Origin of the sequence: Marinobacter azerbaijanicus (assembly GCF_030250645.1) — a bacterium.
GTDB classification, from domain to species: Bacteria; Pseudomonadota; Gammaproteobacteria; order Pseudomonadales; family Oleiphilaceae; genus Marinobacter; species Marinobacter azerbaijanicus.
In genome coordinates this window covers 233,260-255,491 of sequence record NZ_JASSVS010000004.1, presented here as the reverse complement: position 1 = coordinate 255,491, position 22,232 = coordinate 233,260, and the positions used below count along the sequence as shown (strand labels likewise).

The 22,232-nt window shown below is 57.1% G+C and carries 22 protein-coding genes; 8 read left to right on the top strand and 14 right to left on the bottom strand.

Going from position 1 to position 22,232, the window contains the following annotated elements; all coding sequences use genetic code 11:
* Positions 1-49 precede the first annotated feature (49 nt).
* The 5 genes from QPM17_RS10310 to sufB all read right to left on the bottom strand — a co-directional run bounded on the left by QPM17_RS10310 (position 50) and on the right by sufB (position 5,607).
* A complete protein-coding gene (locus QPM17_RS10310) occupies positions 50-403 on the bottom strand; it encodes a HesB/IscA family protein (RefSeq protein WP_285390616.1) in 354 nt (117 codons plus the stop codon).
* A gap of 13 nt (positions 404-416) precedes the next feature.
* Entirely contained in the window at positions 417-1,670 is a 1,254-nt protein-coding gene (locus QPM17_RS10305) for an aminotransferase class V-fold PLP-dependent enzyme (protein WP_285390615.1), read from the bottom strand.
* A gap of 6 nt (positions 1,671-1,676) precedes the next feature.
* Positions 1,677-2,963: a Fe-S cluster assembly protein SufD gene (gene sufD, locus QPM17_RS10300; RefSeq protein WP_285390614.1), complete on the bottom strand. Its 1,287-nt coding sequence runs from the start codon at positions 2,961-2,963 to the stop codon at positions 1,677-1,679.
* A gap of 12 nt (positions 2,964-2,975) precedes the next feature.
* On the bottom strand, positions 2,976-3,749 hold the full coding sequence (gene sufC / locus QPM17_RS10295; RefSeq protein ID WP_285390611.1) for a Fe-S cluster assembly ATPase SufC: 774 nt from the start codon (positions 3,747-3,749) through the stop codon (positions 2,976-2,978).
* A gap of 409 nt (positions 3,750-4,158) precedes the next feature.
* A complete protein-coding gene (sufB, locus tag QPM17_RS10290) occupies positions 4,159-5,607 on the bottom strand; it encodes a Fe-S cluster assembly protein SufB (protein ID WP_285390610.1) in 1,449 nt (482 codons plus the stop codon).
* Here sufB and QPM17_RS10285 point away from each other — a divergent pair.
* The gene (locus QPM17_RS10285; RefSeq protein ID WP_285390609.1) at positions 5,606-5,812 is read left to right on the top strand and encodes a hypothetical protein; all 207 of its coding nucleotides are present in this window, start codon (positions 5,606-5,608) and stop codon (positions 5,810-5,812) included. The genes sufB and QPM17_RS10285 overlap by 2 nt on opposite strands.
* 295 nt (positions 5,813-6,107) lie before the next feature.
* On the opposite strand, the gene trhP is transcribed toward QPM17_RS10285, so the two are convergent.
* Entirely contained in the window at positions 6,108-7,427 is a 1,320-nt protein-coding gene (gene trhP, locus QPM17_RS10280) for a prephenate-dependent tRNA uridine(34) hydroxylase TrhP (protein WP_285390608.1), read from the bottom strand.
* 178 nt (positions 7,428-7,605) lie between these two features.
* On the opposite strand from trhP, the gene QPM17_RS10275 reads away from it, so the two are divergent.
* Positions 7,606-7,959, top strand: a complete 354-nt coding sequence (locus tag QPM17_RS10275; RefSeq protein WP_285390607.1) for a helix-turn-helix transcriptional regulator — start codon at positions 7,606-7,608, stop codon at positions 7,957-7,959.
* Between the two features lie 58 nt (positions 7,960-8,017).
* Here the strand turns inward: QPM17_RS10275 and fabB are convergent, their stop codons facing one another.
* Positions 8,018-9,229 carry a beta-ketoacyl-ACP synthase I gene (fabB, locus tag QPM17_RS10270; RefSeq protein ID WP_285390606.1) on the bottom strand — a complete coding sequence of 404 codons (1,212 nt, stop codon included), beginning with the start codon at positions 9,227-9,229 and terminating at the stop codon, positions 8,018-8,020.
* Between the two features lie 10 nt (positions 9,230-9,239).
* Entirely contained in the window at positions 9,240-9,749 is a 510-nt protein-coding gene (gene fabA, locus QPM17_RS10265; protein ID WP_285390605.1) for a bifunctional 3-hydroxydecanoyl-ACP dehydratase/trans-2-decenoyl-ACP isomerase, read from the bottom strand.
* A 182-nt stretch (positions 9,750-9,931) separates the two neighbouring features.
* Between fabA and QPM17_RS10260 the strand changes: the two genes are divergently transcribed.
* On the top strand, positions 9,932-10,444 hold the full coding sequence (locus QPM17_RS10260; protein ID WP_285390603.1) for an SRPBCC domain-containing protein: 513 nt from the start codon (positions 9,932-9,934) through the stop codon (positions 10,442-10,444).
* Positions 10,445-10,476: 32 nt separating this feature from the next.
* On the opposite strand, the gene QPM17_RS10255 is transcribed toward QPM17_RS10260, so the two are convergent.
* Positions 10,477-11,661 carry an NnrS family protein gene (locus QPM17_RS10255; RefSeq protein WP_285390601.1) on the bottom strand — a complete coding sequence of 395 codons (1,185 nt, stop codon included), beginning with the start codon at positions 11,659-11,661 and terminating at the stop codon, positions 10,477-10,479.
* Positions 11,662-11,790: 129 nt separating this feature from the next.
* Between QPM17_RS10255 and QPM17_RS10250 the strand changes: the two genes are divergently transcribed.
* Positions 11,791-12,162 (top strand): SirB2 family protein, encoded by a 372-nt coding sequence (locus tag QPM17_RS10250; RefSeq protein ID WP_285390600.1) that lies wholly within the window; start codon positions 11,791-11,793, stop codon positions 12,160-12,162.
* 18 nt (positions 12,163-12,180) lie between these two features.
* Here the strand turns inward: QPM17_RS10250 and QPM17_RS10245 are convergent, their stop codons facing one another.
* Both QPM17_RS10245 and QPM17_RS10240 read right to left on the bottom strand, forming a co-directional pair.
* Positions 12,181-13,011, bottom strand: a complete 831-nt coding sequence (locus QPM17_RS10245; protein ID WP_285390599.1) for an ion transporter — start codon at positions 13,009-13,011, stop codon at positions 12,181-12,183.
* A gap of 146 nt (positions 13,012-13,157) precedes the next feature.
* A complete protein-coding gene (locus QPM17_RS10240) occupies positions 13,158-14,519 on the bottom strand; it encodes an MFS transporter (protein ID WP_285390598.1) in 1,362 nt (453 codons plus the stop codon).
* Positions 14,520-14,834: 315 nt separating this feature from the next.
* Between QPM17_RS10240 and QPM17_RS10235 the strand changes: the two genes are divergently transcribed.
* From QPM17_RS10235 to QPM17_RS10225, 3 genes are all read left to right on the top strand, one after another.
* Positions 14,835-15,296 (top strand): universal stress protein, encoded by a 462-nt coding sequence (locus tag QPM17_RS10235; RefSeq protein WP_285390597.1) that lies wholly within the window; start codon positions 14,835-14,837, stop codon positions 15,294-15,296.
* Positions 15,297-15,324: 28 nt separating this feature from the next.
* Positions 15,325-16,839: an MFS transporter gene (locus QPM17_RS10230; RefSeq protein ID WP_285390596.1), complete on the top strand. Its 1,515-nt coding sequence runs from the start codon at positions 15,325-15,327 to the stop codon at positions 16,837-16,839.
* Between the two features lie 159 nt (positions 16,840-16,998).
* The gene (locus tag QPM17_RS10225; RefSeq protein ID WP_285390595.1) at positions 16,999-17,754 is read left to right on the top strand and encodes a PEP-CTERM sorting domain-containing protein; all 756 of its coding nucleotides are present in this window, start codon (positions 16,999-17,001) and stop codon (positions 17,752-17,754) included.
* Positions 17,755-17,770: 16 nt separating this feature from the next.
* On the opposite strand, the gene QPM17_RS10220 is transcribed toward QPM17_RS10225, so the two are convergent.
* The gene (locus QPM17_RS10220; RefSeq protein WP_285390594.1) at positions 17,771-19,363 is read right to left on the bottom strand and encodes an MFS transporter; all 1,593 of its coding nucleotides are present in this window, start codon (positions 19,361-19,363) and stop codon (positions 17,771-17,773) included.
* A 256-nt stretch (positions 19,364-19,619) separates the two neighbouring features.
* Positions 19,620-20,765 carry an NnrS family protein gene (locus QPM17_RS10215; protein ID WP_285390593.1) on the bottom strand — a complete coding sequence of 382 codons (1,146 nt, stop codon included), beginning with the start codon at positions 20,763-20,765 and terminating at the stop codon, positions 19,620-19,622.
* Positions 20,766-20,878: 113 nt separating this feature from the next.
* Between QPM17_RS10215 and QPM17_RS10210 the strand changes: the two genes are divergently transcribed.
* Entirely contained in the window at positions 20,879-21,442 is a 564-nt protein-coding gene (locus QPM17_RS10210) for a Yip1 family protein (protein WP_285390590.1), read from the top strand.
* On the opposite strand, the gene trhA is transcribed toward QPM17_RS10210, so the two are convergent.
* Entirely contained in the window at positions 21,443-22,108 is a 666-nt protein-coding gene (gene trhA / locus QPM17_RS10205) for a PAQR family membrane homeostasis protein TrhA (protein WP_285390589.1), read from the bottom strand. It lies immediately after the preceding gene.
* Positions 22,109-22,232: the final 124 nt, after the last annotated feature.

Sequence of the window (22,232 nt, the reverse complement as noted above, 5' to 3'; positions counted from 1 at the left end):
TTGTAGGTCGGATTAGGCGAAGCCGTAATCCGACACCACAGTTTCAGGTTCAGGCAACCGTGAAACTCTCCCCGCATCCACACTCAGCGGTGGCATTCGGATTCCGGAACTGGAACAGGGAGTTCACCCCCTCAGTCACAAAATCGATCTCGATGCCATTCACCAGCGGCAGGTGCTCTTCCTTAACGAACAGGTCCACGCCATCAATGTGGAACACCTTGTCATCCGCGCCAACTTCTTCAACCCACTGGGTTTCATATTTGAAGCCGGAACAGCCGCTTTTCTTGATGGCCAGGCGGATACCTTTCGCCTCGGGCTTTTTGTCCAGTTGTTTGCGTACGTGTTTCACCGCAGTGGGCGTCATGGTGACGGCTACGGTTGGTGTGAAGACTTCGGCTGTCATGTTTCCACCTCCATCAGGCAAACAGACGCTGGATTTTCTGCAGGGCAGTGAACAATTGTTCCACTTCCTCCAGCGTATTGTAAAATGCAAAGGACGCCCGTGCTGTACCGGGAACCCCGTAAAAGTCCATCAGTGGCATGGCGCAGTGATGGCCGGTGCGGATCTCGATACCCTGCTGGTCCAGCAGGGTGCCTATGTCACTGGGGTGCAGGCCAGCAATTTTAAAGGACATAACCGGCATTTTATTGCTGGCCGTACCAATCACTTCCATGCCTGGGACGCTTTCAACCAGCTGGTTTGCCCGGGTGAGAAGCGCCGCTTCGGCCGCTTCCATGCCCTTGCGGTCGAGGCTGTCCAGATAGTCGATGGCAGCCCCCAGGCCGACTGCTTCGGCAATGGGTGGGGTGCCCGCCTCAAATTTATAGGGCAGTACGTTCCAGGTGGTGCGCTCGAAGGATACCCGTTCGATCATTTCCCCACCGCCCTGGTAGGGAGGCATTTCCTCGAGCAGTTGGGCTTTCCCGTAGAGCACGCCGATGCCAGTAGGACCGAACAGTTTGTGGGATGAGAACACATAGAAGTCGCAACCCAGTGCCTGTACGTCCGGCTGGAAGTGGGGCACCGCCTGGGCGCCGTCGATCAGGGTAATCACACCCCTGGCCTTGGCCTGTTCTATCAGCGGGGCAACCGGGTTAACCGTGCCCAGAACGTTGGAGACGTGGGTCAGTGCCAGCACGCGGGTGCGATCGCCCAAAAGGCTGGTGAACGATTCCAGGTCGAGCTCACCTTCCGGTGTTACCTGCACAGGAAGCACCTTCGCCCCCGTGCGCTCGGCCACCATCTGCCAGGGCACAATGTTGGCATGGTGCTCCATATGGCTGACGAGAATTTCGTCGCCCGGCTTCAGGCGGCCGGCCAGCCCGTTGGCGACCACATTAATGGCTTCGGTGGTGCCCCGCGTCCAGATGATCTCACGGGTACTGCCGGCGTTCAGGAATGACCGTACCTTCTCGCGAGCGCCCTCGAAAGCGCTGGTTGCGCGATCCCCCAGGGTGTGGGCACCCCGGTGAACATTGGAGTGCATTTCCCGGTAATACCGATCCATGGCGTCCAGTACGGCAATCGGCTTCTGGGCCGAAGCACCGTTGTCCAGATATACGAGGGGCTTGCCGTTGATCTGCTGATCAAGGATCGGGAAGTCCCGGCGGACAGCATCGACATCAAACGTCGCTCTGCCAGCCTTGTTTGCCACGGAAAGGTCTGTCATAACCGGTCAGGCCTCCTCAAATGTCTGATCGAAAAACTCATTCAGCCGAAGCTGTGCAGCGTCTTTGACTGCCTGAACCGGAATCTGTTCAACAAGTTCGTTAATGAAGGCCATAGTCAAAAGGGTATTGGCTTCACGGCGCCCGATCCCGCGGGAAACCAGATAGAACAGGGATGTCCTGTCCAGCTGGCCAATGGTCGCGCCATGGGCGCACTTGACGTCATCTGCGTAAATTTCCAGCTCGGGCTTGGTGTCAATCTCGGCGCCAGTGGAGAGCAACAGGTTCTTGTTGTTCATGTTGGCGTTCGACTTCTGGGCATCCTCATGAATATGGATGCGGCCATTGAACACAGCGTGGGACTCGTCTGCAGCGATATTGCGATAGGTTTCCTCGCTGTTGCAGTGAGCCGCCACGTGTTCAATGGAGGTGTGGTTGTCGTAATGCTGCTTGCCCTGAGTAACGACCACACCGTTCAGCTTGCACTCGCCACCCTCGCCTTCGAGACGAACCATCAGGTCGTGCCGGCGAAGAGGTCCGCCGAAGCCCACGCAATGGCTTTCGAAGCGGGAGTTGGCGGCCTGGCGAACACCGGTGGCGCCGATGTGCTGGACATTCTCACCTTCCATGACCAGCCGTACGCTGGTGACGTTGGCGCCGTCTTCCAGCATGTACTCGGTGACCGCGTTGACCATGACCGGCTCGTTGCCGCTGGAGAGGTACTCCTCCACCAGTGTGATCTGGCTGTGACGCGCAGCATCCACATAGATACGCGGATAGGCAGAGCCGGAGGCGGTGCCGGTTACTTCGTGCACAATGAACAGCGGCTGATCCAGCACGACTTCCTTGTCGAGGCGGATGTACAGGCCGTCTTCGAATCGTGCAGAGTTCAGCCTCGCCATCTGCACCGCGCGGGTGTCCAGGGTGTTGTCCAGGCGTTCTGCAAGGGCGGCTGCATCGTCGTCGTCAAGATCGCCGAAATTCTGGATGCGCACGCCATCAAGGTCCGGAAAATCAGACGCTTCCGGAATCATCACGCCGTTGTGGAACACCACCCGGTAACCGGGCAACGACAGGCTGTAGCCGTCCTTGCCGGTAGCGGGCAGGGTGGTGGCCAGATCATCCGTCAGTTTCAGATGCCGGCTGGAGTACTTCCAGTTTTCGGTTTTGCGGGTTGGCAAAGGCATGTCCACCAGTGCCGTACCCCGTTGTTTGCGCAGCTCAAGCAGTGGCGCCGGCAGTGAATGCCCGCGCGGCTCAAGGAAGGCGCTGGAAAGCGTTGGTGCTGGTTTCATTCCACGGCCTCCTTAACTGGCTGCACTGGGTGTGGCTTCTTCGTCTTTCACGCCGAGCCAGCCGTAACCGCGCTCTTCAAGCTCCAGCGCCAGCTCACGGCCACCGGATTTCACGATTTTGCCGCCGGCAAGAACATGCACGTAGTCCGGCACGATGTGATTCAGTAGACGCTGGTAGTGAGTCACCATCAGAATGGCGCGGTCTTCGGCACGCAGGGCGTTCACGCCCTTTGAGACCACCTGCAGGGCATCGATATCAAGCCCCGAGTCGGTCTCGTCCAGAATCGCCAGCTTGGGCTGGAGCAGAAGCGCCTGCATGATTTCGTTGCGCTTCTTCTCGCCACCGGAGAAGCCTTCGTTGACACCGCGCTTGAGGAAGGCCGGGTCCAGATCCACCTGTTTGGACACTTCCCTGGCCAGCTTCATGAACTCAGCCGCGTTCATCTCCGGCTCGCCACGGTGTGTGCGCATGGCGTTAACGGCGGTACGCAGGAACTGCAGGTTGCTGACGCCGGGAATCTCTACCGGATACTGGAACGCCAGGAAGATGCCTTCGCGGGCCCGCTCTTCGGTTTCCAGATCCAGCAGGTTGTCGCCATTGAGGGTAATCTCGCCTTCGGTCACCTCAAACGTCTCATTGCCCGCAAGCACCTGGGACAGCGTACTCTTGCCTGAGCCGTTCGGGCCCATGATGGCATGAACTTCCCCGGCCTTGATTTCCAGGTTGATGCCCTTGAGGATCTCTTCACCCTCAACGGATGCGTGCAGGTTCTTGATACTCAGCATTTGTAGGCTTCTCTCTCTTTTAACCGTCTGAATTCTGTTGCCTTGGGCTGACTGCCAACTGTGGAGGAGTCAGCCCTCGGGCAGGCCCTTCCGGGATACGCTGTGAATACGTCCATGTACGCTCGGAAAAATCATCCCTGATTTTTACGATCCCGGAAGGGCCTGCCCGATGGCTTCCGCATACTTTTGTGTTTGCCGTCCGAGGCAAAATAACGCTCTGTCGGAAGACCAAATGTTCGTGCCCGTAAGATGTCTGGGGCAGTGAGCAGGTTGGGCCTTCCGGAACCCTAAAAAACAAGGATGTTTTTTAGGAGCCTACATGGACGTATTCACGGCGTGTTCCGGAAGGCCCAACCTGCTCGCTGACCTCCACCCAAACCAGCGGGGCAGAGATCAGCAAACCAATCAGTTAACCAACAGACCCCTCAAGACTAACCTCAAGCAACTTGCCAGCTTCCACGGCAAACTCCATAGGCAGCTCCTTGAACACCTCTTTACAGAAGCCGTTCACAATCATGGAAACAGCCTGCTCAGGGTCGATACCACGCTGGCGGCAGAGGAACATCTGCTCGTCGCTGACCTTGGAGGTGGTCGCCTCGTGCTCGACGATGGCCGACTTGTTCTTGCTCTCGATGTACGGGAAGGTGTGGGCGCCGCAGCGGTCGCCGATCAGCAGCGAATCGCACTGGGTGTAGTTACGCGCACCTTCCGCACCCGGGCCGAACTTCACCAGGCCGCGGTAGGCGTTGGAGCTCCTGCCCGCGGAAATGCCCTTGGAGATGATGGTGCTGGACGTATTCTTGCCCAGGTGAATCATCTTGGTGCCGGTATCGGCCTGCTGGTAGTTGTTGGTCAGCGCCACCGAGTAGAACTCGCCCACGCTGTTGTCACCGCGCAGAATGCAGCTCGGGTACTTCCAGGTTACCGCAGAACCGGTCTCTACCTGGGTCCAGGAGATTTTCGAGTTCTTGCCAATGGCGGCGCCACGCTTGGTGACGAAGTTGAAGATGCCGCCCTTGCCGTTCTCGTCGCCCGGATACCAGTTCTGGACGGTGGAGTATTTGATCTGCGCATCGTCCAGGGCAACCAGTTCAACCACGGCAGCGTGGAGCTGGTTCTCGTCCCGCATGGGGGCGGTACAGCCTTCCAGGTAGCTGACGTAACTGCTGTCTTCAGCAATGATCAGGGTGCGCTCGAACTGGCCGGTGTTGGCCGCGTTGATGCGGAAGTAGGTGGACAATTCCATGGGGCAGCGCACGCCCTTGGGCACGTAAACAAAGGTGCCGTCGGAGAAGACTGCGGAGTTCAGGCCGGCGAAGAAGTTGTCGCCAGCAGGCACCACAGAGCCAAGATACTTTTTGACCAGTTCCGGATAATCCTGGATCGCTTCGGAGATGGAGCAGAAAATCACACCGGCCTTGGCCAGTGGTTCCTTGAAGGTGGTCGCCACGGAGACGGAATCGAATACCGCATCGACAGCTACACCTGCCAGCTTTTCGCGCTCGTGCAGGGGGATGCCCAGTTTCTCATAGGTTCTGAGCAACTCCGGGTCCACTTCGTCCAGGCTCTGGGGCATGTCTTCCGGGCGCTTGGGCGCGGAGTAGTAGGAAATCGAGTTGTAGTCGATCTTCGGGTACCCGACGTGGGCCCAGTCCGGCTCGTCCATTTCCAGCCAGCGACGGTAGGCTTTCAGGCGCCATTCCAGCATCCATTCCGGCTCTTTCTTGATGCCGGAAAGGCGCGCAATGACGTCTTCGTTCAGGCCGGGCTCGAACGTGTCGGATTCTATCTCTGTTACGAATCCGTGTTCGTATTCCCGTTTGATCAGCTCGTTCACCTCTTTGTCGGTGGTCGCCATGATCGTCGCTCCGTATTCTCTCATCTCGGGCTTTTCAGCCCCTGGTGTCGCCGGTGGCGGCATCTGCTGGCCGCCGGGCGGATGTAAAACTTTCGGCGTTGCAGTGGTCGCTCAACTAATGAGTACGCCCTGCAATCGGTTTTTGGATGACGGATTTGGTGTTGCCCTGTTGATAACCAAGGGCAAAATCCGTTTCTTCTGGTGAGCGAGTATACAATACCAGAGTAAAATAGTCAGGTATTAAATTGCGCGTGTCGTGATTATACCTTATTCGGCCCTTGGGGCACTAAGGGGCTGGCAATCGTGGTGATAGCTTTGGTCTGGCTTGGGGTAAGACTGGATGTTGCGGTGGCGGGCGTCAGGCGGGGCTTCCTCCCAAAACACGCCGTGAACCCATCCATGGGGGCTCGGCATTGCCATCCATGGCAATGCACGGTTTTGGGAGGAAGCCCCGCCTGACGCCTTCGACTAATTGCTGGTCTCCACCGACTCACAAACTGCTATGTAGATGATGGCAGGATTCGGGTCAGGTAACTGAAATCAAGCGAATCGGGCAGCGAGTGGGGTTTGGGGATGCGGACGACATGGCCGCTGCCGGGGGCATATTCCATGGCTTCACCATTCCGGTTTTCCATGGTTTCCGCACTGAACCGCAGGTTGCCGGCCGGTGTGATCAGTTCCAGGGCGTCACCGGGGGCGAACTTGTTTTTCACGTCGATGGTCAGCCACCGGTCATCCACGTCAGTAATAGTGCCGACCACCTGCTGGCTGCCGTTCAGGGAGGAGCCCTGTTCGTAGTTCTGGTATTCCTGGGGCACGTGGCGGCGGAGGAAACCTTCGGTGTAGCCGCGGTTGGAGAGCGCTTCCAGCTGTTTCATCAGGTTCATGTCGAAGGGCTTGCCGCCTGCGGCGTCGTCGATGGCGCGGCGGTAGGCCTGGGTGGTGCGCGCGACGTAGTAGGTGCTTTTGGTGCGGCCTTCGATTTTCAGGGAGTGGATGCCCATTTCCGCGAGTTGAGCGACGTGCTGGACGGCGCGGAGGTCCTTTGAGTTCATGATGTAGGTGCCGTGTTCGTCCTCGTAGGCGGGGATGTAGCTGCCTGGGCGGTTGGGTTCTTCCAGCAGGATCTCCTTCGGCTCTGCCATCCGGGCTTCGGCGCTGTTTGATGTGGCGATAAGGTCGCCGGTCTGGTCGTGACTGTGGCTGACTTCCTTGTAGTTCCAGCGGCAGGCGTTGGTGCAGGCACCCTGGTTGGCGTCGCGGTGGTTCATGTAGCCGGACAGCAGGCAGCGGCCGGAATAGGCCATGCAGAGGGCGCCGTGTACGAAGACTTCCAGTTCCATTTCCGGAACTTTTTCGCGGATGTCGCGGATCTCGTCCAGGGCCAGTTCCCGGGACAGGATGACGCGGTTGATGCCTTGCCTGCGCCAGAACTCGACTGTGGCCCAGTTTACGGCGTTGGCCTGTACTGACAGATGTATGGGCTGGTCTGGCCATTTTTCCCGTACCAGCATGATCAGGCCGGGGTCTGACATGATCAGGGCATCCGGCCGGTATTCCAGTACCGGCTCCAGATCCCGGAGATAGCTGCGCACCTTGTCGTTGTGGGGGGCGATGTTGGATACGAGGTAGAACTGCTTGCCAAGTTCGTGGGCGCGGGTGATGCCTTCGCCCAAAGCCGTAATGTTTTTGAAGCTGTTATTTCTTACTCTCAAAGAGTATCTGGGCTGGCCGGCATAGACGGCGTCGGCGCCATAGGCGAAGGCTGTCTCAAGGTGTTCGGCGGTGCCGGCGGGGGCGAGCAGTTCTGGGGTGTGCATCGGGGCTCCGGATAGGGTCATCGGTTGTTCGGAGAGTCTTGGTTGCCGATGGTGTCTTATTGACCGGGTTTTTACCTTGATGCGGCTCAAGGCTGGAGATGGTTATTTTCGGCTAACATGTGTACGCTGACTGGCGCGGGCATTCGATGTCTGCGTTGAACTATCAGGAGAAAGTGATATGCGATCAGATCCGATGGGGCCACTTGCGCCAAAAGCACCCTTCAGTGCGCGAGTGGCTTCGTTGATTGCCGGGCACCTGGAGCGTGGTCGTGTGGGGGTGGAAGCCGTTGCCTCCCAGCTGCACATGAGCCGGCACACACTTCATAAGAGGCTGAAGCAGGAGAACCTGACTTTCGCGGCTCTGCTGGAGGAAATTCGGCGCGAACGCGCATTGGCCTACCTGAAGGACCGTAGCAAGTCCCTGGTGGAAATCGCGGAGCAACTGGGGTTTTCTGAGCTCAGTGCGTTCAGCCGTGCATTCAAGCGCTGGATGGGTAAGTCGCCGGGGGCCTACCGCTCAATGGCGGCATAAAGCCTGACCAGGCAGCCGGGGTAGCGAACTCGCATGCCCCGGTGCCTTCCTGAAGGTATCAGACCTTCTTGAAGATCAGGGTGCCATTGGTGCCGCCGAAGCCAAAGCTGTTGCTCATCACCAGGGGCAGGTCCACGTTGTCCTGCCGTTCCCGCACGATGGGGTAGCCTTCGGCGCCTTCGTCCAGGTTCTCGATGTTGGCCGACGGGGCAATAAAGTTCCCCCGCTGCATGATCAGGCTGTAGATAGCTTCGTGCACACCTGCAGCGCCCAGAGCGTGGCCGCACAGGGGCTTGGTTGAGCTCAGTGGTGGTATCTTGTCACCAAAGGTTTCCTTCAGTGCTTTCAGCTCGGTGACATCACCTGCGGGCGTGCTGGTGCCGTGGGTGTTGATGTAGCTGATCTCGCCGTCCACATTCTTCATGGCCTGCTGCATACAGCGAATCGCGCCTTCGCCGCTGGGAGCGACCATATCGGCGCCGTCAGACGTGGCACCAAAACCGACCAGTTCGGCCAGGATAGTTGCGCCACGAGCCTCTGCGTGTTCCAGGGCTTCGAGTACCAGCACACCGCCGCCACCGGATATAACAAAGCCATCCCGGTCCTTGTCATAGGTGCGGGACGCCCTTCCCGGCGTGTCGTTGTACTTGGTGGACAATGCACCCATGGCGTCAAACATCAGGCTCAGGGTCCAGTGGATGTCTTCGCCGCCACCGGCAAACATCACATCCTGGCGGCCCAGAGCAATCAGGTCACCGGCATGGCCGATGGAGTGAGCGCTGGTGGCACAGGCGGAGGTGATGCCGTAATTGACGCCGGTAATGCCGAATGCAGTAGACAGGGAGGCGTTGATGGCGCTGCCCATGGTGCGTGGCACCCGGTAAGGGCCAACCCGGCGGATGCCCTTGGCGCGATGGGTATCAATCGCGTCCATCAGTTCCACCGTTGATGCACCACCGGCGCCCATGATCACGCCGGTCGAGTTGGCGCGGATCTGCTCATCGGTGAGCCCTGCCTGTTCAATGGCTTCCTTCATTGCCAGGTAGGAATAACCGGAGGCCGGGCACATGAAGCGCATCAGCTTGCGGTCGATCAGATCCGGCAGGTTCAGGTCGATCTGGCCGCAGACATGGCTACGCAGGCCATTATCCTTGGCTTCCTGACTGAAGCCGATACCGGGTATTGAATCCCGCAGTGACCGGGTCACTTCGTCTTTATTGGTTCCGAGGCTGGAGACAATCCCCATGCCGGTAATAACTACACGACGCATTTAATGGCTCCTAGAAGTCATCCGTAGAATTGAACATGCCAACCTTGAGGTCCTTGGCGGTGTATATCTCGCGGCCATCCACTTCCATGCGGGCATCGGCGATCGCCATGGTGAGCTTGCGGCGAATTACCCGTTTGATATCGAGGTGATAGCGAACCAGCTTGTTGGTTGGCAGCACCTGGCCAGAAAATTTTACCTCACCTGAACCCAGTGCCCGGCCCTTGCCTTCGCCACCGGTTGCCGCCAGGAAAAAACCTACCAGCTGCCACATGGCATCCAGCCCCAGGCAACCCGGCATGACCGGATCATCGACAAAATGAACCTTGAAAAACCAGAGGTCTGGATTGATGTCCAGCTCGGCAACGATGCTGCCTTTGCCATAAAGTCCATCGGTTTCGCTGAAATGGGTTACGCGGTCCATCATCAGCATTTCATTGATGGGTAGCCGCATCTTGCCTGGAAAAAGCGTGCCGTGCCCACAGGCGATCAAATCCGCCTTGTCAAAATGATCGGGGGTCATAATGCCATTATCCCTGTTACAAAATGGTTTCTTATACTTTAGCTGTTATTCGCCGTATGGCTATTGACCATTGGTTGCAGTTTTCAGAGAAGTGGCTGTCAGGGGGTTGATGGTCATCAAGGTGCTTTTCGGGGTAATTGGTTATTTTTCAGGCTGATCCTGAACAGATGCAAGGAGTCGTCATGTCAGCCACGAGAAACGCCTGGGGTGAACTGAGCCGCAGGGATGGCCGGGTTTTTGCGAAGCTGAAACGCAGAACGGACCATAGTCCTGCGAGGGTATGGTCGATGCTGACCGGTTCTGCCAATCTTGCCAACTGGCTGGCACCGGGAACGGTTGAACAGTGGCAGGGCGGTTCGGTGAAAATCGACTTTGAACAGAGTGGTTCGCCGATAGACAGCTATGTTCGCGCTATCAAACCCGAGCGGCTACTGGAATATTCCTGGAGTACCGGCGATGAGCCGCAGCGACCAGTACGCTGGACGTTGATTCCCGATGCGGAGGGAACCACCGTAGAACTCACATTGCTTTTGCCGGACGACCACCGGGTTTCGATTTCCTGCGCCGGCTGGGACGCGCATCTTGAAATGCTGATGGCGTCACTGGAGGGCATTCACATTCACTTCCCTGCTGATCGCTTCCGTGAAGCGCGGGCAGCATTCAGTGCAATCGTCGAGGAAGAGTTGGCAGCGTGACCAGCTCTTCCCCAGGCGGTTTTTCCTGAAACTCAGCCTTCTTTACCATCCGGCCTTGGCGAGGCCAGTATCCTTGTGTAGCGCACCAGGTATATGCCAAAGGCGAGCACCCACAGCAGGGAGCTTATCCCTACGCCCGCGTGCCAGGGCAGGACCTCGAACGCGGTGACTACCCGCACCAGTGCCGCCAGGTGAATCATCACGAACGCGGCCACCATGCCCTGTGGCAGGATCAGAGGACGGCCGGTATGGCCCAGGGAAACCCGGGCAATGACCCCCAGGATCAGACAGCCAACGGCACCGGTGCCGGCGGCATGTGCCCAGGCGTTGGTGGGCCAGTCGGCGAGAATGGAGCCGGCGAGAAGAAGCAGTGCAATCGGCACCCACAGAATCGACAGGTGCAGCACCCACAACAGTGGCTCTTTGCGGAACAGCCAGCCTTTCCAGCCTGCCAGGCGCACCAGCATCAGAACGGCAGCGATAATCGCAAGACCGGCGGTTACCGTTTGCCAGTCAGAAACCAGTGACGCCATCAGCAGAACCATAATGAACAGGGCAGCCATGTCCAGCGCCGGAACCATCCTGACCTGTGTTGCGTCAAGCCCACGCTGACGGAGCCAGCCGGCAGAGAAGGCAGGGGTGATGCGCCCCCCGATGATGCTAATCAGTGCCATCGCCATGATCAGGGCTCCGTAACTGAAGGCGGGGTCGAGTCGCGTTACGAAGCCGATCTGCATCAGCCAGAGCAGCCCGAGGACCACCAGTATCATCAGTTGACGTTTCTGCCTGGCGTGCCATACGCGCCAGCCGGCATCAAGCATTACCAGGGGCAGGAAGGCAAGGTTAACCCCCTGCACCAGCCATTCCGGAAGGTCAGCGCCGAACGCCAGCAACAGGCGACCTGCAAGCCACACGCCCCACAACAGAGCAAGGCGCACGCCATGGGTCCGGTTGGTCTGGGTCCATACACACACGGCTGTCAGCAGGAAGCCCGCAATTGCTGCCGAGAGAAAACCGAACAGCATTTCGTGCTGGTGCCAGAACAGGCCCGGCATCGCCAGTGGCAGCTGGATAGCGCCACTGACCTGTAGCACCCAAACAGGGATGGAAAGCATGGCCAGCACGGTCATGGAAAGGAAAAAAATACGGAATGGGTAGCCGAACAACTGGCGGATGCTTGCACTCTCCGCAGATTCGGATGTTGGAATAGCCTGCATGACGGTAACTCCACTGGCTGCCTGGATATAACTTATATCTTAAATAAATGTTTTATGAAATAACATACCCATCAGGCGGTACTTTTGCGTACAATGCCGCTATCGACTTGATTCCAAATGGATTAATTTATGAGTAGCTATCTGATCCTGAAAAGCATCCATATGTTTGCTGCCTACCTGACGGTGGTGCTGTTTTCCCTGCGTCTGCTGCTGGATGCAGTGGGCAAGCCTGACTGGCGGAAAACACCGTTGCGCTGGATCCCACACGCCAACGATACGATTCTGTTGCTGGCCGCCATCAGCCTGCTGTTTGTGACGCCCTGGATGCCATTCGTGCACGGTTGGCTGACAGCGAAGATTGTTCTGCTGGTCGGCTACATTGTGGCTGGCGTGTTTGCATTGAAGGAAACCCGTAGCCTGCAGGTGCGGTTGATCGCCACGGTACTTGCTTTTGTCCAGATCATGGCCATTTTCCACCTGGCTATCGCCAAACCCTTCTGACGCGCAAAATGCCGGGGGTCATCGCCCCCCGGCCTTCTCAGACATCTGTCTGGTCAGTTCCTGCAGCTGTTCCTGAACCGCTTTAAGCTGGCGGGCAATCTCATCCCTCTCATCATGGGCCTCCTGCGCCTGTTTGGCATTCTGCTCTTCGCTCATCACTTCCAGTATCGCACCGATCATCATGTTCAAAAACACAAACGCCGTCAGGAAGATGAACGTCAGGTAGTAGATCCAGCTCAGCGGATACTGCTCCATGGTGGCATACATGACATCTGTCCAGTCCTCGAACGTAGCCACGCGGAACAGCGTCAGCATGGCGATGGCGACATCTCCCCACAGTTCCTCATCCACCTTTGCAAAGAACATGGAGCCCATAGCTGCATAGATGTAGAAGATGATGAACATCAGCACCGCAATGTAGCCCATGCGGGGAATGGCTTTAAGCAGGGAGTTGATCAGGAACCGCAATTCCGGCACTACCGAGATAAGACGCAGAACCCTGAATACCCGCAACAGCCTGCCCAGCAGAACAGCATCGGAATTGTCCAGCGGAATCAGGCTACCAACCACAACCAGGGTGTCGAACAGATTCCAGCCGTCCATCAGAAAGCGTTTCTTGTTGGGACATGCGGCGAACCGGAACAGGATTTCCAGCAGGAAGAACACCGTGATGGCGTTGTCCATTACGATCAGTGAGCCTTCCACCAGAGGCGGAAGTTCATAGGTCTTGGCGCCGATGGTCAGTGCCGAAAGAATAATGATGCCAATGACCACACTCTGGAATATGCGGCTGGACTCGATTTGTCGTAATCGCTCAAAACCGGTTGCAGGACTTGATTGGGGAGGCATGGAAAACAACAGCTCCAGACAGTTCGTGGAGCCTGAATTCTAAAGCGAGTTGGGCGACTTGGATACAGTCCCCATAAAAAAGCCCCCGGCAGGCGGGGGCAGTGGTAGCGCAGGTCAAAGCTACAGAAGCAGGGAGTTCCGGTGCATCACTTCAGGGGCGGATGGCCATTGAGTGACTGCTTGTCGTTACGGGGCGGCCGGTTCAGTGGATAGAACAGCTGTGGTGATGCCAGTTCCGGCAAATCCGTCTTGGTTTCCTGGGCAGCCCATTCCACCCTCTCGGCAGAGCGGATGGCGTAATGCATCCAGGCCAGAGCGGCAGCCACGATCAGGAACATCAGCATGAAACTGCTTTGCCAGATACCGGTGATGTCATTCAGCACACCGAACATCAGCGGCAGCAGAAACCCACCGAGGCCGCCGATCATGCCGACAACACCGCCAACAGCCCCAACGTGGGTGGGATAATAAACCGGAATGTGTTTGTACACCGCAGCTTTTCCCAGTGACATGAAGAAACCAAGGATAAAGGTAAGCACCACAAACGGTATCAGTCCTACTTCCAGGAAGAAGCGGATGTCGCCATCTATGCCGTGCACCACGTATTCGGTTGGCGGATAGCTGAGCAGGAAGGTGCAGACAACGGAGGCCGTGAACGTCCAGTACATGACACGACGGGCACCGTAGCGATCCGACATCCAGCCGCCAAGAATACGAAACAGCGATGCGGGAATGGTATAGAGCGCGGCAATCATACCCGCGGTTTTAACATTCAGGCCGTAAACGCCAATCAGATAGTGGGGCAGCCACAGGGCCAGGGCCACAAACGCCCCGAACACGAAGAAATAGTAAAGCGCGAAGCGCCATACCCGAAGCTCCTTCAGTGGGGCCATCTGTTCCATGAAGGACTGGGACTGTTTACTGGCGCGCTCCTTCGCCATCGGATCTTCTTTTGCAAGGAGGATAAACAGCACCCCCATGACAGCCAGTACCGTGGCATAGACCTGTGCGGTCCCCTGCCATCCGAGTGCCACCAGCAGAAAGGGCGCGCCGAAATTGGTCACTGCAGCCCCGACGTTACCTGCCCCGAAGATACCCAAGGCTGTCCCCTGGCGCTCCCGTTCGAACCAGGCCGCGGTGTAGGTCACCCCAACGATAAATGAACCACCCGCCAGGCCAACTCCCAACGCACCCACCAGCAACATCAGATAGCTGTTTGCAAAGGTAAGCAGGTAAACACAGACAGATGTTGTGAGCATCAATATGCCAAACACCCAGCGGCCGCCAAAGCGATCTGTCCAGATGCCAAGGAAGAGGCGGCTGATGGAGCCGGTCAGAATAGGCGTGGCCATCAGCAGTCCCAGCTGGGTATCCGACAGCCCGAAGTCCTGGCTAATCTTGATGCCGATGATGGAGAAAATGGTCCAGACCGCAAAACAAAGCGTGAAGGCAAACGTGGAGATGCCCAGCGCCCGGTACTGTTCAGGTTTTGATACGCTGTTTTCCATAATTAATACCCTCCCGCAGCAAGCTGCAAATACCTGCCTTCGACTGTATCCCGACAGCCCGGTGACGCTACTTGAACAATATCAAGAAAGGTCGCTATGCCGCCGTGGCATTGGAGGTACCCCTTCAAGGCAGGGGGAGGTAGGCATTTGCAGGTTGATTCGGGCGAAGGTGATATCCGCTCTGTGTCTCTGGTGGGGTACCCGGCTGCAGGTTTGACGCATATCAAGTCCGGGCAATGGGTGATTGTGGGCTAATGCTGACAAATATGAAGCCTGCCATGCGTGTGTGCTGGCATAACGGGTCTGGAGTTTACGATGAAAATCATGATTGCCTATGACGGTTCGAGAAATGCCAGGTTGGCTCTGGCGCAAACCATCACCATGTTTCGGGATCTGAAGCCGCAGATTACGCTGGTTGCGGTGGCGGAAAACCCCCGTGACATCACCTCGGGAAACGAAGACTTCTTCCAGGAAGAAGTGGACGAGCTCAAACAGCACCTGGCGGAGGCGATGGACGTCTGCGAGAAAGAACAGATTGCTGCTGAAACCATGATGCTGGAGGGCGATGCCCGCAAGATGCTGCTGTTCGCGGCAGAGAAGAAAATCCGCCCTGACATGCTGGTGATAGCACGCCACAGCCACGAGCCCGATGGCGGCTTTATTGCCCGATCCCTCACCTATTTCGTGGATGAGCTGGATTACATGACCTTTGGCAGCGTGAGTTCATTTCTCGCGCGCCGGGTTCAGTGCCCGCTGCTCATTCTCCCCAGCCTTTAATAACCCTTGAATAGCCCCGGAGGCTGAAATGAAAGTCGCTGATGTGTTCCGCGTCCGCAATCCGGAAATCAGGGCATTGCACCTGACCTGGATTGCCTTCTTTATTACCTTCTATGTCTGGTTCAACATGGCGCCGCTGGCATCCAGCATGCTGAAGAGTGTGGACTGGCTGACGAAGGATGATATCCGGCTGTTTGCCATCTGTAACGTCGCCCTGACCATCCCCGCCCGCATTATCGTGGGCATGGCTCTGGATCGGTTTGGCCCACGCCGGGTGTTCTCGGTACTGATGGTGTTAATGGCCATCCCCGCACTGGTGTTTGCTTTCGGTACCACCATGATGCAGCTGCTCGTCAGCCGTCTGGTCCTGAGCTCTATCGGCGCCAGCTTTGTGGTGGGCATCCACATGACTGCCATGTGGTTCAAGCCCAGGGATATCGGCTTCGCCGAGGGTTTCTATGCTGGCTGGGGTAACTTCGGTTCGGCCGCCGCGGCCATCTCTCTGCCTACTATTGCACTGCACATGTATGGCGGTGAAGACGGCTGGCGCTGGGCCATTGCCCAGAGTGCGATTTTCATGGCGGCTTACGGTGTCTACTACTGGTTTGCCATCACCGACGGCCCTGTGGGTACCGTTCACCGCAAGCCCCGCAAGGCCATCGCGCTGGAAGTCAGCAGCTGGGGTGACATGGTCAAGCTTATCCTGTGGACCATTCCTCTGGTCGGCGTGCTGGGTATCCTGGTTTGGCGCATCGAAAGCATGGGGTACATCGGCAGGACCGGCGCGCTCATCTGCTATGGCATCATCGCTGCCATTGTGGTTTACCAAATCATCCAGATCCTGCGGGTGAACATCCCCATCCTCAAAAAAGGCGTGCCGGAGGATGACAAGTACCCGTTCAACAGTGTCGCGGCCCTGAACAGCACCTATTTCGCCAACTTCGGTGCCGAGCTGGCGGTGGTGTCCATGCTGCCAATGTTCTTTGAAGAAACCTGGAGCCTGAACGCAGCTGCAGCAGGCCTGATCGCGGCCTCGTTTGCCTTTGTGAACTTGCTGGCACGCCCCATGGGTGGCCTGGTCTCTGACCGCATGGGTAACCGCCGGTTCGTAATGCTCAGCTACATGTTCGGCATCTCCATTGGCTTCGCGCTGATGGGCTTCATGAACTCCAGCTGGCCGCTGATCATCGCCGTTGCGATTACCGTCTTCACCTCATTCTTCGTACAGGGGGCTGAGGGCGCCACTTTTGGTATTATCCCTTCCATCAAGCGCCGTCTTACCGGACAGATTTCCGGAATGGCCGGTGCCTATGGCAATGTCGGTGCCGTGGTATACCTCACCATCTTCACCTTCGTTACCCCCACTCAGTTCTTCTATATCATTGCCGCGGGCGCCTTCATCAGCTGGGTGTTGTGCCTGATGTGGCTGAAAGAGCCTGAGTCCGGGTTCGCCGAAGAATATCAGGTGTCTTCTGTTGACCTTCAGATCGAAGAGGAGGAGCGCAAGAAGCAGGCTGCCGCAGCCGCTGCAGCTTCCGGCTAGTCACCCCCCGAAAACTGCGAAGAAGCCCGCCCGGAGCAATCCCGGCGGGCTTTTTGCGTTCAGGACGAGCAATGTGCCCATAAACTTGACACAGTTCCGTTACATGATGTTACACGCTGATAGGATAACAAAGCGATTGAAACACAAGGAGAAATGATCGTGATAACAACAATTTCGAAAGCAGTTCTGATGGCTGGCCTGTCTTGCCTGCCGTTTGCCGCGGGAGCGAATGTTATTACCGGAACATTCAGTGGTTATATCAGCCATGGAGATTACGACCGGACCGGCGCGGTGACAGGAAATAGCGGTAGTGGAGCTAATGAAGGCCGTGAGGTGAACGGCACGTTGATGATTGATCTTGCCACTGCGCCAGTCGACGCCCTCGCAAATCCTGACCAGGGCGAGTACGCATCCTCCCTGGACTGGGTTTCCCTGTCTATTGACGGGTTTGATTTTGGCTTGCCGGATGATCAATCAGGTTACCTTACGGAAGATTCGGTCGGGATCTTTAATGAGGGCTCGCCTGATAAGCTGACGGTGCAGGATAGGGTCAGTGAGAGCACATCAATCAACGCACGGGTCTATTTGCGGCAGAAGCTCAGCATCTATTCCGAGCTTCTGGACTTCCTGTCGGATGATACTCTCGAGCAGTCAATTACTTGGAGTGACTCTGTCTCCGGAACAGTCGACAACAATTATGGACTCTTTGATTATCAGTACCTGTGGCGAGATGACGATCTCGGAGTTCTGGAGCAGGCTGATGGTTCAGTGGTGATCACCTCGTTCAACCTTGCGTCGGTGGCACACGAGGTACCGGAGCCCGGGGCGGCGCTGCTATTTTTGTCCGGTATGCTGGGCCTGGGAGCGTTACAACGAAAAAAAACCGGCCCTTGCGGGCCGGCAATCGATTCGTGAATCTTTTGCTGTCACATCATGGATTCTTGATATACGCATTCTTGCGCAGGTAGAACCACCAGTTCACCACAAGGCACAGTGCGTAAAACACCGCAAACCCGTACATGGCCACTTCCGGAGTTCCGGCCTGGATCTCCTGGCCCATCACTCGCGGTGCGATGAAGGCGCCATAGGCGGCGACGGCAGAGGTCCAGCCAAGTACCGGGCCTTTCTGCTGCTGGTCGAAGATTACGCCGATGCTGCGGAAAGTGGAGCCATTGCCGATGCCGCTGGCGGCGAACAGCACAATGAACAGAATCAGGAAGATCGCGAAGTAGCTGTTGGGGTCGGTTGAGTTGTACGCCAGCATCATCACGTAGCCGGTTGCCACCGATGCCACCACCATGACCACTGAGATGATCTGGGTGACGATGGAACCGCCCATCTTGTCGGAGATCCAGCCACCCACCGGACGGATCAGGGCGCCTACGAAGGGACCGATCCAGGCCCAGGTGAGGGCGCTGGGGGCGTCAGGATTGGTGACGCGGGTCACGGTGCCATCTGCGGCCACTTCCATCATGTTGCCGAAGATAACACTGATGGACAGAGGAAGTGCAGCGGAGAAGCCGATGAATGAGCCGAAGGTAAGAATGTACAGTACCGTCATGGCCCAGGTGTGCTTGTTGTTGAAAATGGCAAACTGCTTCTGAATGTTCGGCTTGATGTCGCCCGGGATCAGGCGCAGGAGAACAAGCGTCAGGATGATGGTGAGGGGCAGCGCCACCCACATGTTCAGGATGCCAAGCGCATAAACCCCGACCAATGAGGTGGCAAGGCCAACCGTATACAGGCCGATAATCTTTGCAAACGCTGACGCAGGGCTGCCAGGGTTCGGAGTGATGGTGCGCAGGTTGTTCATGCCGAACCAGCCAGCGAAGGCCAATGGGATCAGGAACACCAGCCAGATAAAGCCGGCGTTCTGGATCCAGGTGTCCGTGCCGGCCTCAATGCGACCGATCAGAGTGCCGCTCGGGCTCTGCAGCTCCAGGGGGCCGCCTGCGAGTGCTTCGAAAACTCCCACGGTCATTACCAGGGGAATCACCACCTGCATGGTGGTAACACCAAAGTTTCCAAGCCCGGCGTTCATGCCCAGTCCGTAGCCCTGCTTGCTCTTGGGATAGAAGGAACTGATGTTGCTCATGGAGCAGGCAAAGTTGCCGCCGCCGATACCGGACAGCAGTGCCAGCGCCTGGAAAACAATGAAGGGGGTATCCGGGTTCATCAGTGCGATGCCGGTGCCCAGGGCGGGCAGCATCAGCAGGGCAGTGGTCAGGAAGACCGTGTTCCGGCCACCTGCGATCTTGATCATGAACGACGCAGGGATCCGCAGGGTCGCGCCGGAAAGGCCGGCAATGGCTGTCAGAGTGAACAGTTGATCAACGGTAAAAGGGAAACCCAGGTTCTTCATCTGGGTGGTAATCATGCCCCACATCAGCCAGACGGCGAAGCCCATCAGCAGGCTGGGGATGGAAATCCACAGGTTGCGGGAAGCGATGCGCTTGCCTTCCCTTTCCCAGAATTCTTCGTTTTCGACATCCCAGTGTTCGATGTCGGCGTTGGTTTTAGCCATGTTAACTGCTCCTTTAGTTGCTGACCCTTGGCCACGGCAATGATGGCGTATGGGCTATGGGAGCCATTCTGCAAACGGAAGGTGTTGGTTGATCATGACAAATATCAAGGACAGGATGGGTCGGCTGGTTCTTGTTTTTTTGACGGTTTTAAGGCTAGCAGTGAGGCCTTTATTTGGTTTTTAAATCAATTGGTTATGTTGGTTATATACCTTATGGAGTAGTCGGCGCCGCTCCTGGCGCAGTGGAGGTAGCCAATCATTTCCGGCGCTTCTGGCTGTCACGAAACAGGGTAATAAGCTGTATGGCGACCAGCCCGTAGGCGGAGGACCAGCACAGGGCGGACAACCAGAGCAGACTGGGGTGGGCAAACGGGGTAGTGCCCGCCTGGAGCCGCGCCAGCACCGCAACTGACATTGCAATGGCAATGCCAAGAACCTGCCATGCTGGGGGAAAGGTTCTCCTGGCGCGTTGCCAGGCGAGGCGCAACATGACACTGGTAGACAGTGTGCCAAGGGCGCCAATGGTGATGACATGAAGTGCTGGCAGTGGGTCGGTTGCCTGCAAGAGAAAAATGCCCGTAATGCCGGCCCCAATCGCCAACCAGAGATAGCCAACCGCAAGCACCAGCAAATCGGGCCGGTTCATGCAATGCCAGAGCTTCCAGCGCATGGTTCGGATCATTATCAGCAGGGACGAAATAACCAGAAGTATGCCCGTGACCGGATCTGAAGAAGGCATGAGCGATAGCGCCATTGCCGCCGGAAGAATCAGCAGAAGCGCACCTTCAATCCGTGGCTGCACTCTTGCTTCCAGCCGGATGCCATGTTTGTCCATTGTGCCCGCCACCGCCGGAGCAATGATTCTGCCACCCATGAACGCCATCAGCAGTAACAGACCAAGAATTGCGGTTATCAACACACGTCGGGTGTCTGGCACGGGAAGCATCGGGGCATTCCGGAGATCAGTTGCAATCCAGAAAACCACCGGCAGAAGACAAAGAACCAGTATCAGCGGGCCAGCAATTCTGTTGCGCCATTTTTTGGCAGCCTGAAACCTGGGCACAGCGTATCGGGCAAGCAAGAGGGCAAAGGCTGGACTCAACAGCTGTGATGCCAGGCTCGCCGGTGCCAGTGTCCAACAAAGGCGTGCGACGAGCCACAGCAGAAACAGGGGTGCAAGTACCTTCCAGGGCTGGGGGCCCAGGGTATAGCCGGCTATCAGGGCCAGGGCAAAACCGAACACCAGCTCGTGGCCATGGCCAGCGCCGAGCAGCCCTGGTGGCCAGGCCGAACCTGACAGCACCGCAAGGATAGACAAGGGCACAACCACGGCTGCCCATAGTGCTGCCGCAGGGAAAAACAGCCAGAACGAATGAAATGGTTTTGCCTGTGTCCGTGCCATTAGCCTGTTACCGATAGCGGTGTGTCGACTTGTCCGAGGTCATGACTGGATATTGACCATACAGGTTGACCCGGCTATCACTGAAGTACAAGAACCGACGAAAGAGGTGCATTATGACTATCTCTCAGTTGTTTCATTTGCCATTCTCGGGCAACGGCGTATGGCTGGAGCTCAAACGCCAGAACTTCTCGATTCCCTTCCTGGCGTGGGTGGTGGTTGTGCCCATGTCATTTTTACCGCCTGTAATGCTCTATTATGCGGGCACCCATTACGGCGACGCCTTTCTGGCCGGGTTTGCAGACAAGGAATGGCGCTTCATAACGACCATCCTGTTCCTGGCGGAATTGTTGACGTTTTTCGTAATGGGCTGGCTTATCCGCGCCGTTCTTGATGGCTACAAGATGGAAATCAGTTATCAGGACTCGTACCTTCTGGCCACAGTGGCACCCATACCCTTGTGGCTGTCTTCCCTGGCGCTGCTGGTGCCGGTATTGGCGGTAAGCGTGGTAGCCGTCGCGGTAGGCATGTTCCTGTCCTGCGCTCTGATCTATCAGGGAGTCCGTTCCCTGTGTCACCGATCTGATAACGATGTGGTTGCCATGTCTGCAACCTATACCGTGATGGCCGCAGCGCTGCTGGCCTGGGGCATCCTCATGGCGATGGTCTGGGCGTTCTGATCAAGCCGTGTATGGAAGTACGCCGTAGTAAACGGCACTGAAGTGAAGGGCGCTGCCGCCTATTACAAACAGATGCCAGATGGCGTGCATGTACGGTATGCGATCGGCCAGGTAAAAAACGACGCCGGCGGTGTAGGCCACGCCGCCGGCTATGGTCAGATAGAGCGCGGTTTCGTTCAGGCTGGCCACCAGATCCGACGAGGCGAAGGTGATCAGCCACCCCATGGCAATATAGATGCCTACCCGGGCGAGTTTGAAGCGATTCTTGAAGATTATCTTGAGCACCACGCCGGTGAGCGCCAGCGACCAGATGATGGCGAACAGCGTCCAGCCTGTGGTGCCGCGCATGTTGACCAGCAGAAAAGGTGTATAGCTGCCGGCGATGAGCAGGAATATGGCGCAATGGTCCAGGGTTTTGAACAGTGCCCGCAGCCGCGGGTGGCGGGTGCCATGGTAAAGCGCCGATGCCACGTAAAGCAGGATCAGTGAAGCACCGAAAATGCTGAAGCTGACAATCTTCCAGACGTCGCCCATTTGGCTGGCTGCAACAACCAGGGCGATCGTCCCGATAACACTCAAAAAGGCTCCCAGCCCGTGGGTAGCGCTGTTCAGCCATTCTTCGATGCGGTGGTGGGTGGATTCCGTGGCAGTGCCGCTAGGTTTCATCAGTGTCGTTTCCCTTTTCATTCATAGTGCTACGGTACTTCAGCGTACACGTGTACGCAATGGGAGAAGCGTGGCATCTCTGTGAGGATCATCAGAAATTCTGAACAAGCCGAATGAAATCTTC

Coding starts and splice junctions, on each gene's coding strand:
- sufB (WP_285390610.1), bottom strand. CDS start 5,607: ATGGCGACCACCGACAAAGAGGTGAACGAGCTGATCAAACGGGAATAC.
- fabA (WP_285390605.1), bottom strand. CDS start 9,749: ATGACCCCCGATCATTTTGACAAGGCGGATTTGATCGCCTGTGGGCAC.
- QPM17_RS10230 (WP_285390596.1), top strand. CDS start 15,325: ATGAAAGTCGCTGATGTGTTCCGCGTCCGCAATCCGGAAATCAGGGCA.
- trhP (WP_285390608.1), bottom strand. CDS start 7,427: ATGCACACCCCAGAACTGCTCGCCCCCGCCGGCACCGCCGAACACCTT.
- QPM17_RS10240 (WP_285390598.1), bottom strand. CDS start 14,519: ATGGAAAACAGCGTATCAAAACCTGAACAGTACCGGGCGCTGGGCATC.
- QPM17_RS10220 (WP_285390594.1), bottom strand. CDS start 19,363: ATGGCTAAAACCAACGCCGACATCGAACACTGGGATGTCGAAAACGAA.
- QPM17_RS10210 (WP_285390590.1), top strand. CDS start 20,879: ATGACTATCTCTCAGTTGTTTCATTTGCCATTCTCGGGCAACGGCGTA.
- QPM17_RS10235 (WP_285390597.1), top strand. CDS start 14,835: ATGAAAATCATGATTGCCTATGACGGTTCGAGAAATGCCAGGTTGGCT.
- QPM17_RS10250 (WP_285390600.1), top strand. CDS start 11,791: ATGAGTAGCTATCTGATCCTGAAAAGCATCCATATGTTTGCTGCCTAC.
- QPM17_RS10310 (WP_285390616.1), bottom strand. CDS start 403: ATGACAGCCGAAGTCTTCACACCAACCGTAGCCGTCACCATGACGCCC.
- sufD (WP_285390614.1), bottom strand. CDS start 2,963: ATGAAACCAGCACCAACGCTTTCCAGCGCCTTCCTTGAGCCGCGCGGG.
- QPM17_RS10275 (WP_285390607.1), top strand. CDS start 7,606: ATGCGATCAGATCCGATGGGGCCACTTGCGCCAAAAGCACCCTTCAGT.
- fabB (WP_285390606.1), bottom strand. CDS start 9,229: ATGCGTCGTGTAGTTATTACCGGCATGGGGATTGTCTCCAGCCTCGGA.
- QPM17_RS10260 (WP_285390603.1), top strand. CDS start 9,932: ATGTCAGCCACGAGAAACGCCTGGGGTGAACTGAGCCGCAGGGATGGC.
- QPM17_RS10285 (WP_285390609.1), top strand. CDS start 5,606: ATGATCGTCGCTCCGTATTCTCTCATCTCGGGCTTTTCAGCCCCTGGT.
- QPM17_RS10215 (WP_285390593.1), bottom strand. CDS start 20,765: ATGGCACGGACACAGGCAAAACCATTTCATTCGTTCTGGCTGTTTTTC.
- sufC (WP_285390611.1), bottom strand. CDS start 3,749: ATGCTGAGTATCAAGAACCTGCACGCATCCGTTGAGGGTGAAGAGATC.
- QPM17_RS10255 (WP_285390601.1), bottom strand. CDS start 11,661: ATGCAGGCTATTCCAACATCCGAATCTGCGGAGAGTGCAAGCATCCGC.
- QPM17_RS10245 (WP_285390599.1), bottom strand. CDS start 13,011: ATGCCTCCCCAATCAAGTCCTGCAACCGGTTTTGAGCGATTACGACAA.
- trhA (WP_285390589.1), bottom strand. CDS start 22,108: ATGAAACCTAGCGGCACTGCCACGGAATCCACCCACCACCGCATCGAA.
- QPM17_RS10305 (WP_285390615.1), bottom strand. CDS start 1,670: ATGACAGACCTTTCCGTGGCAAACAAGGCTGGCAGAGCGACGTTTGAT.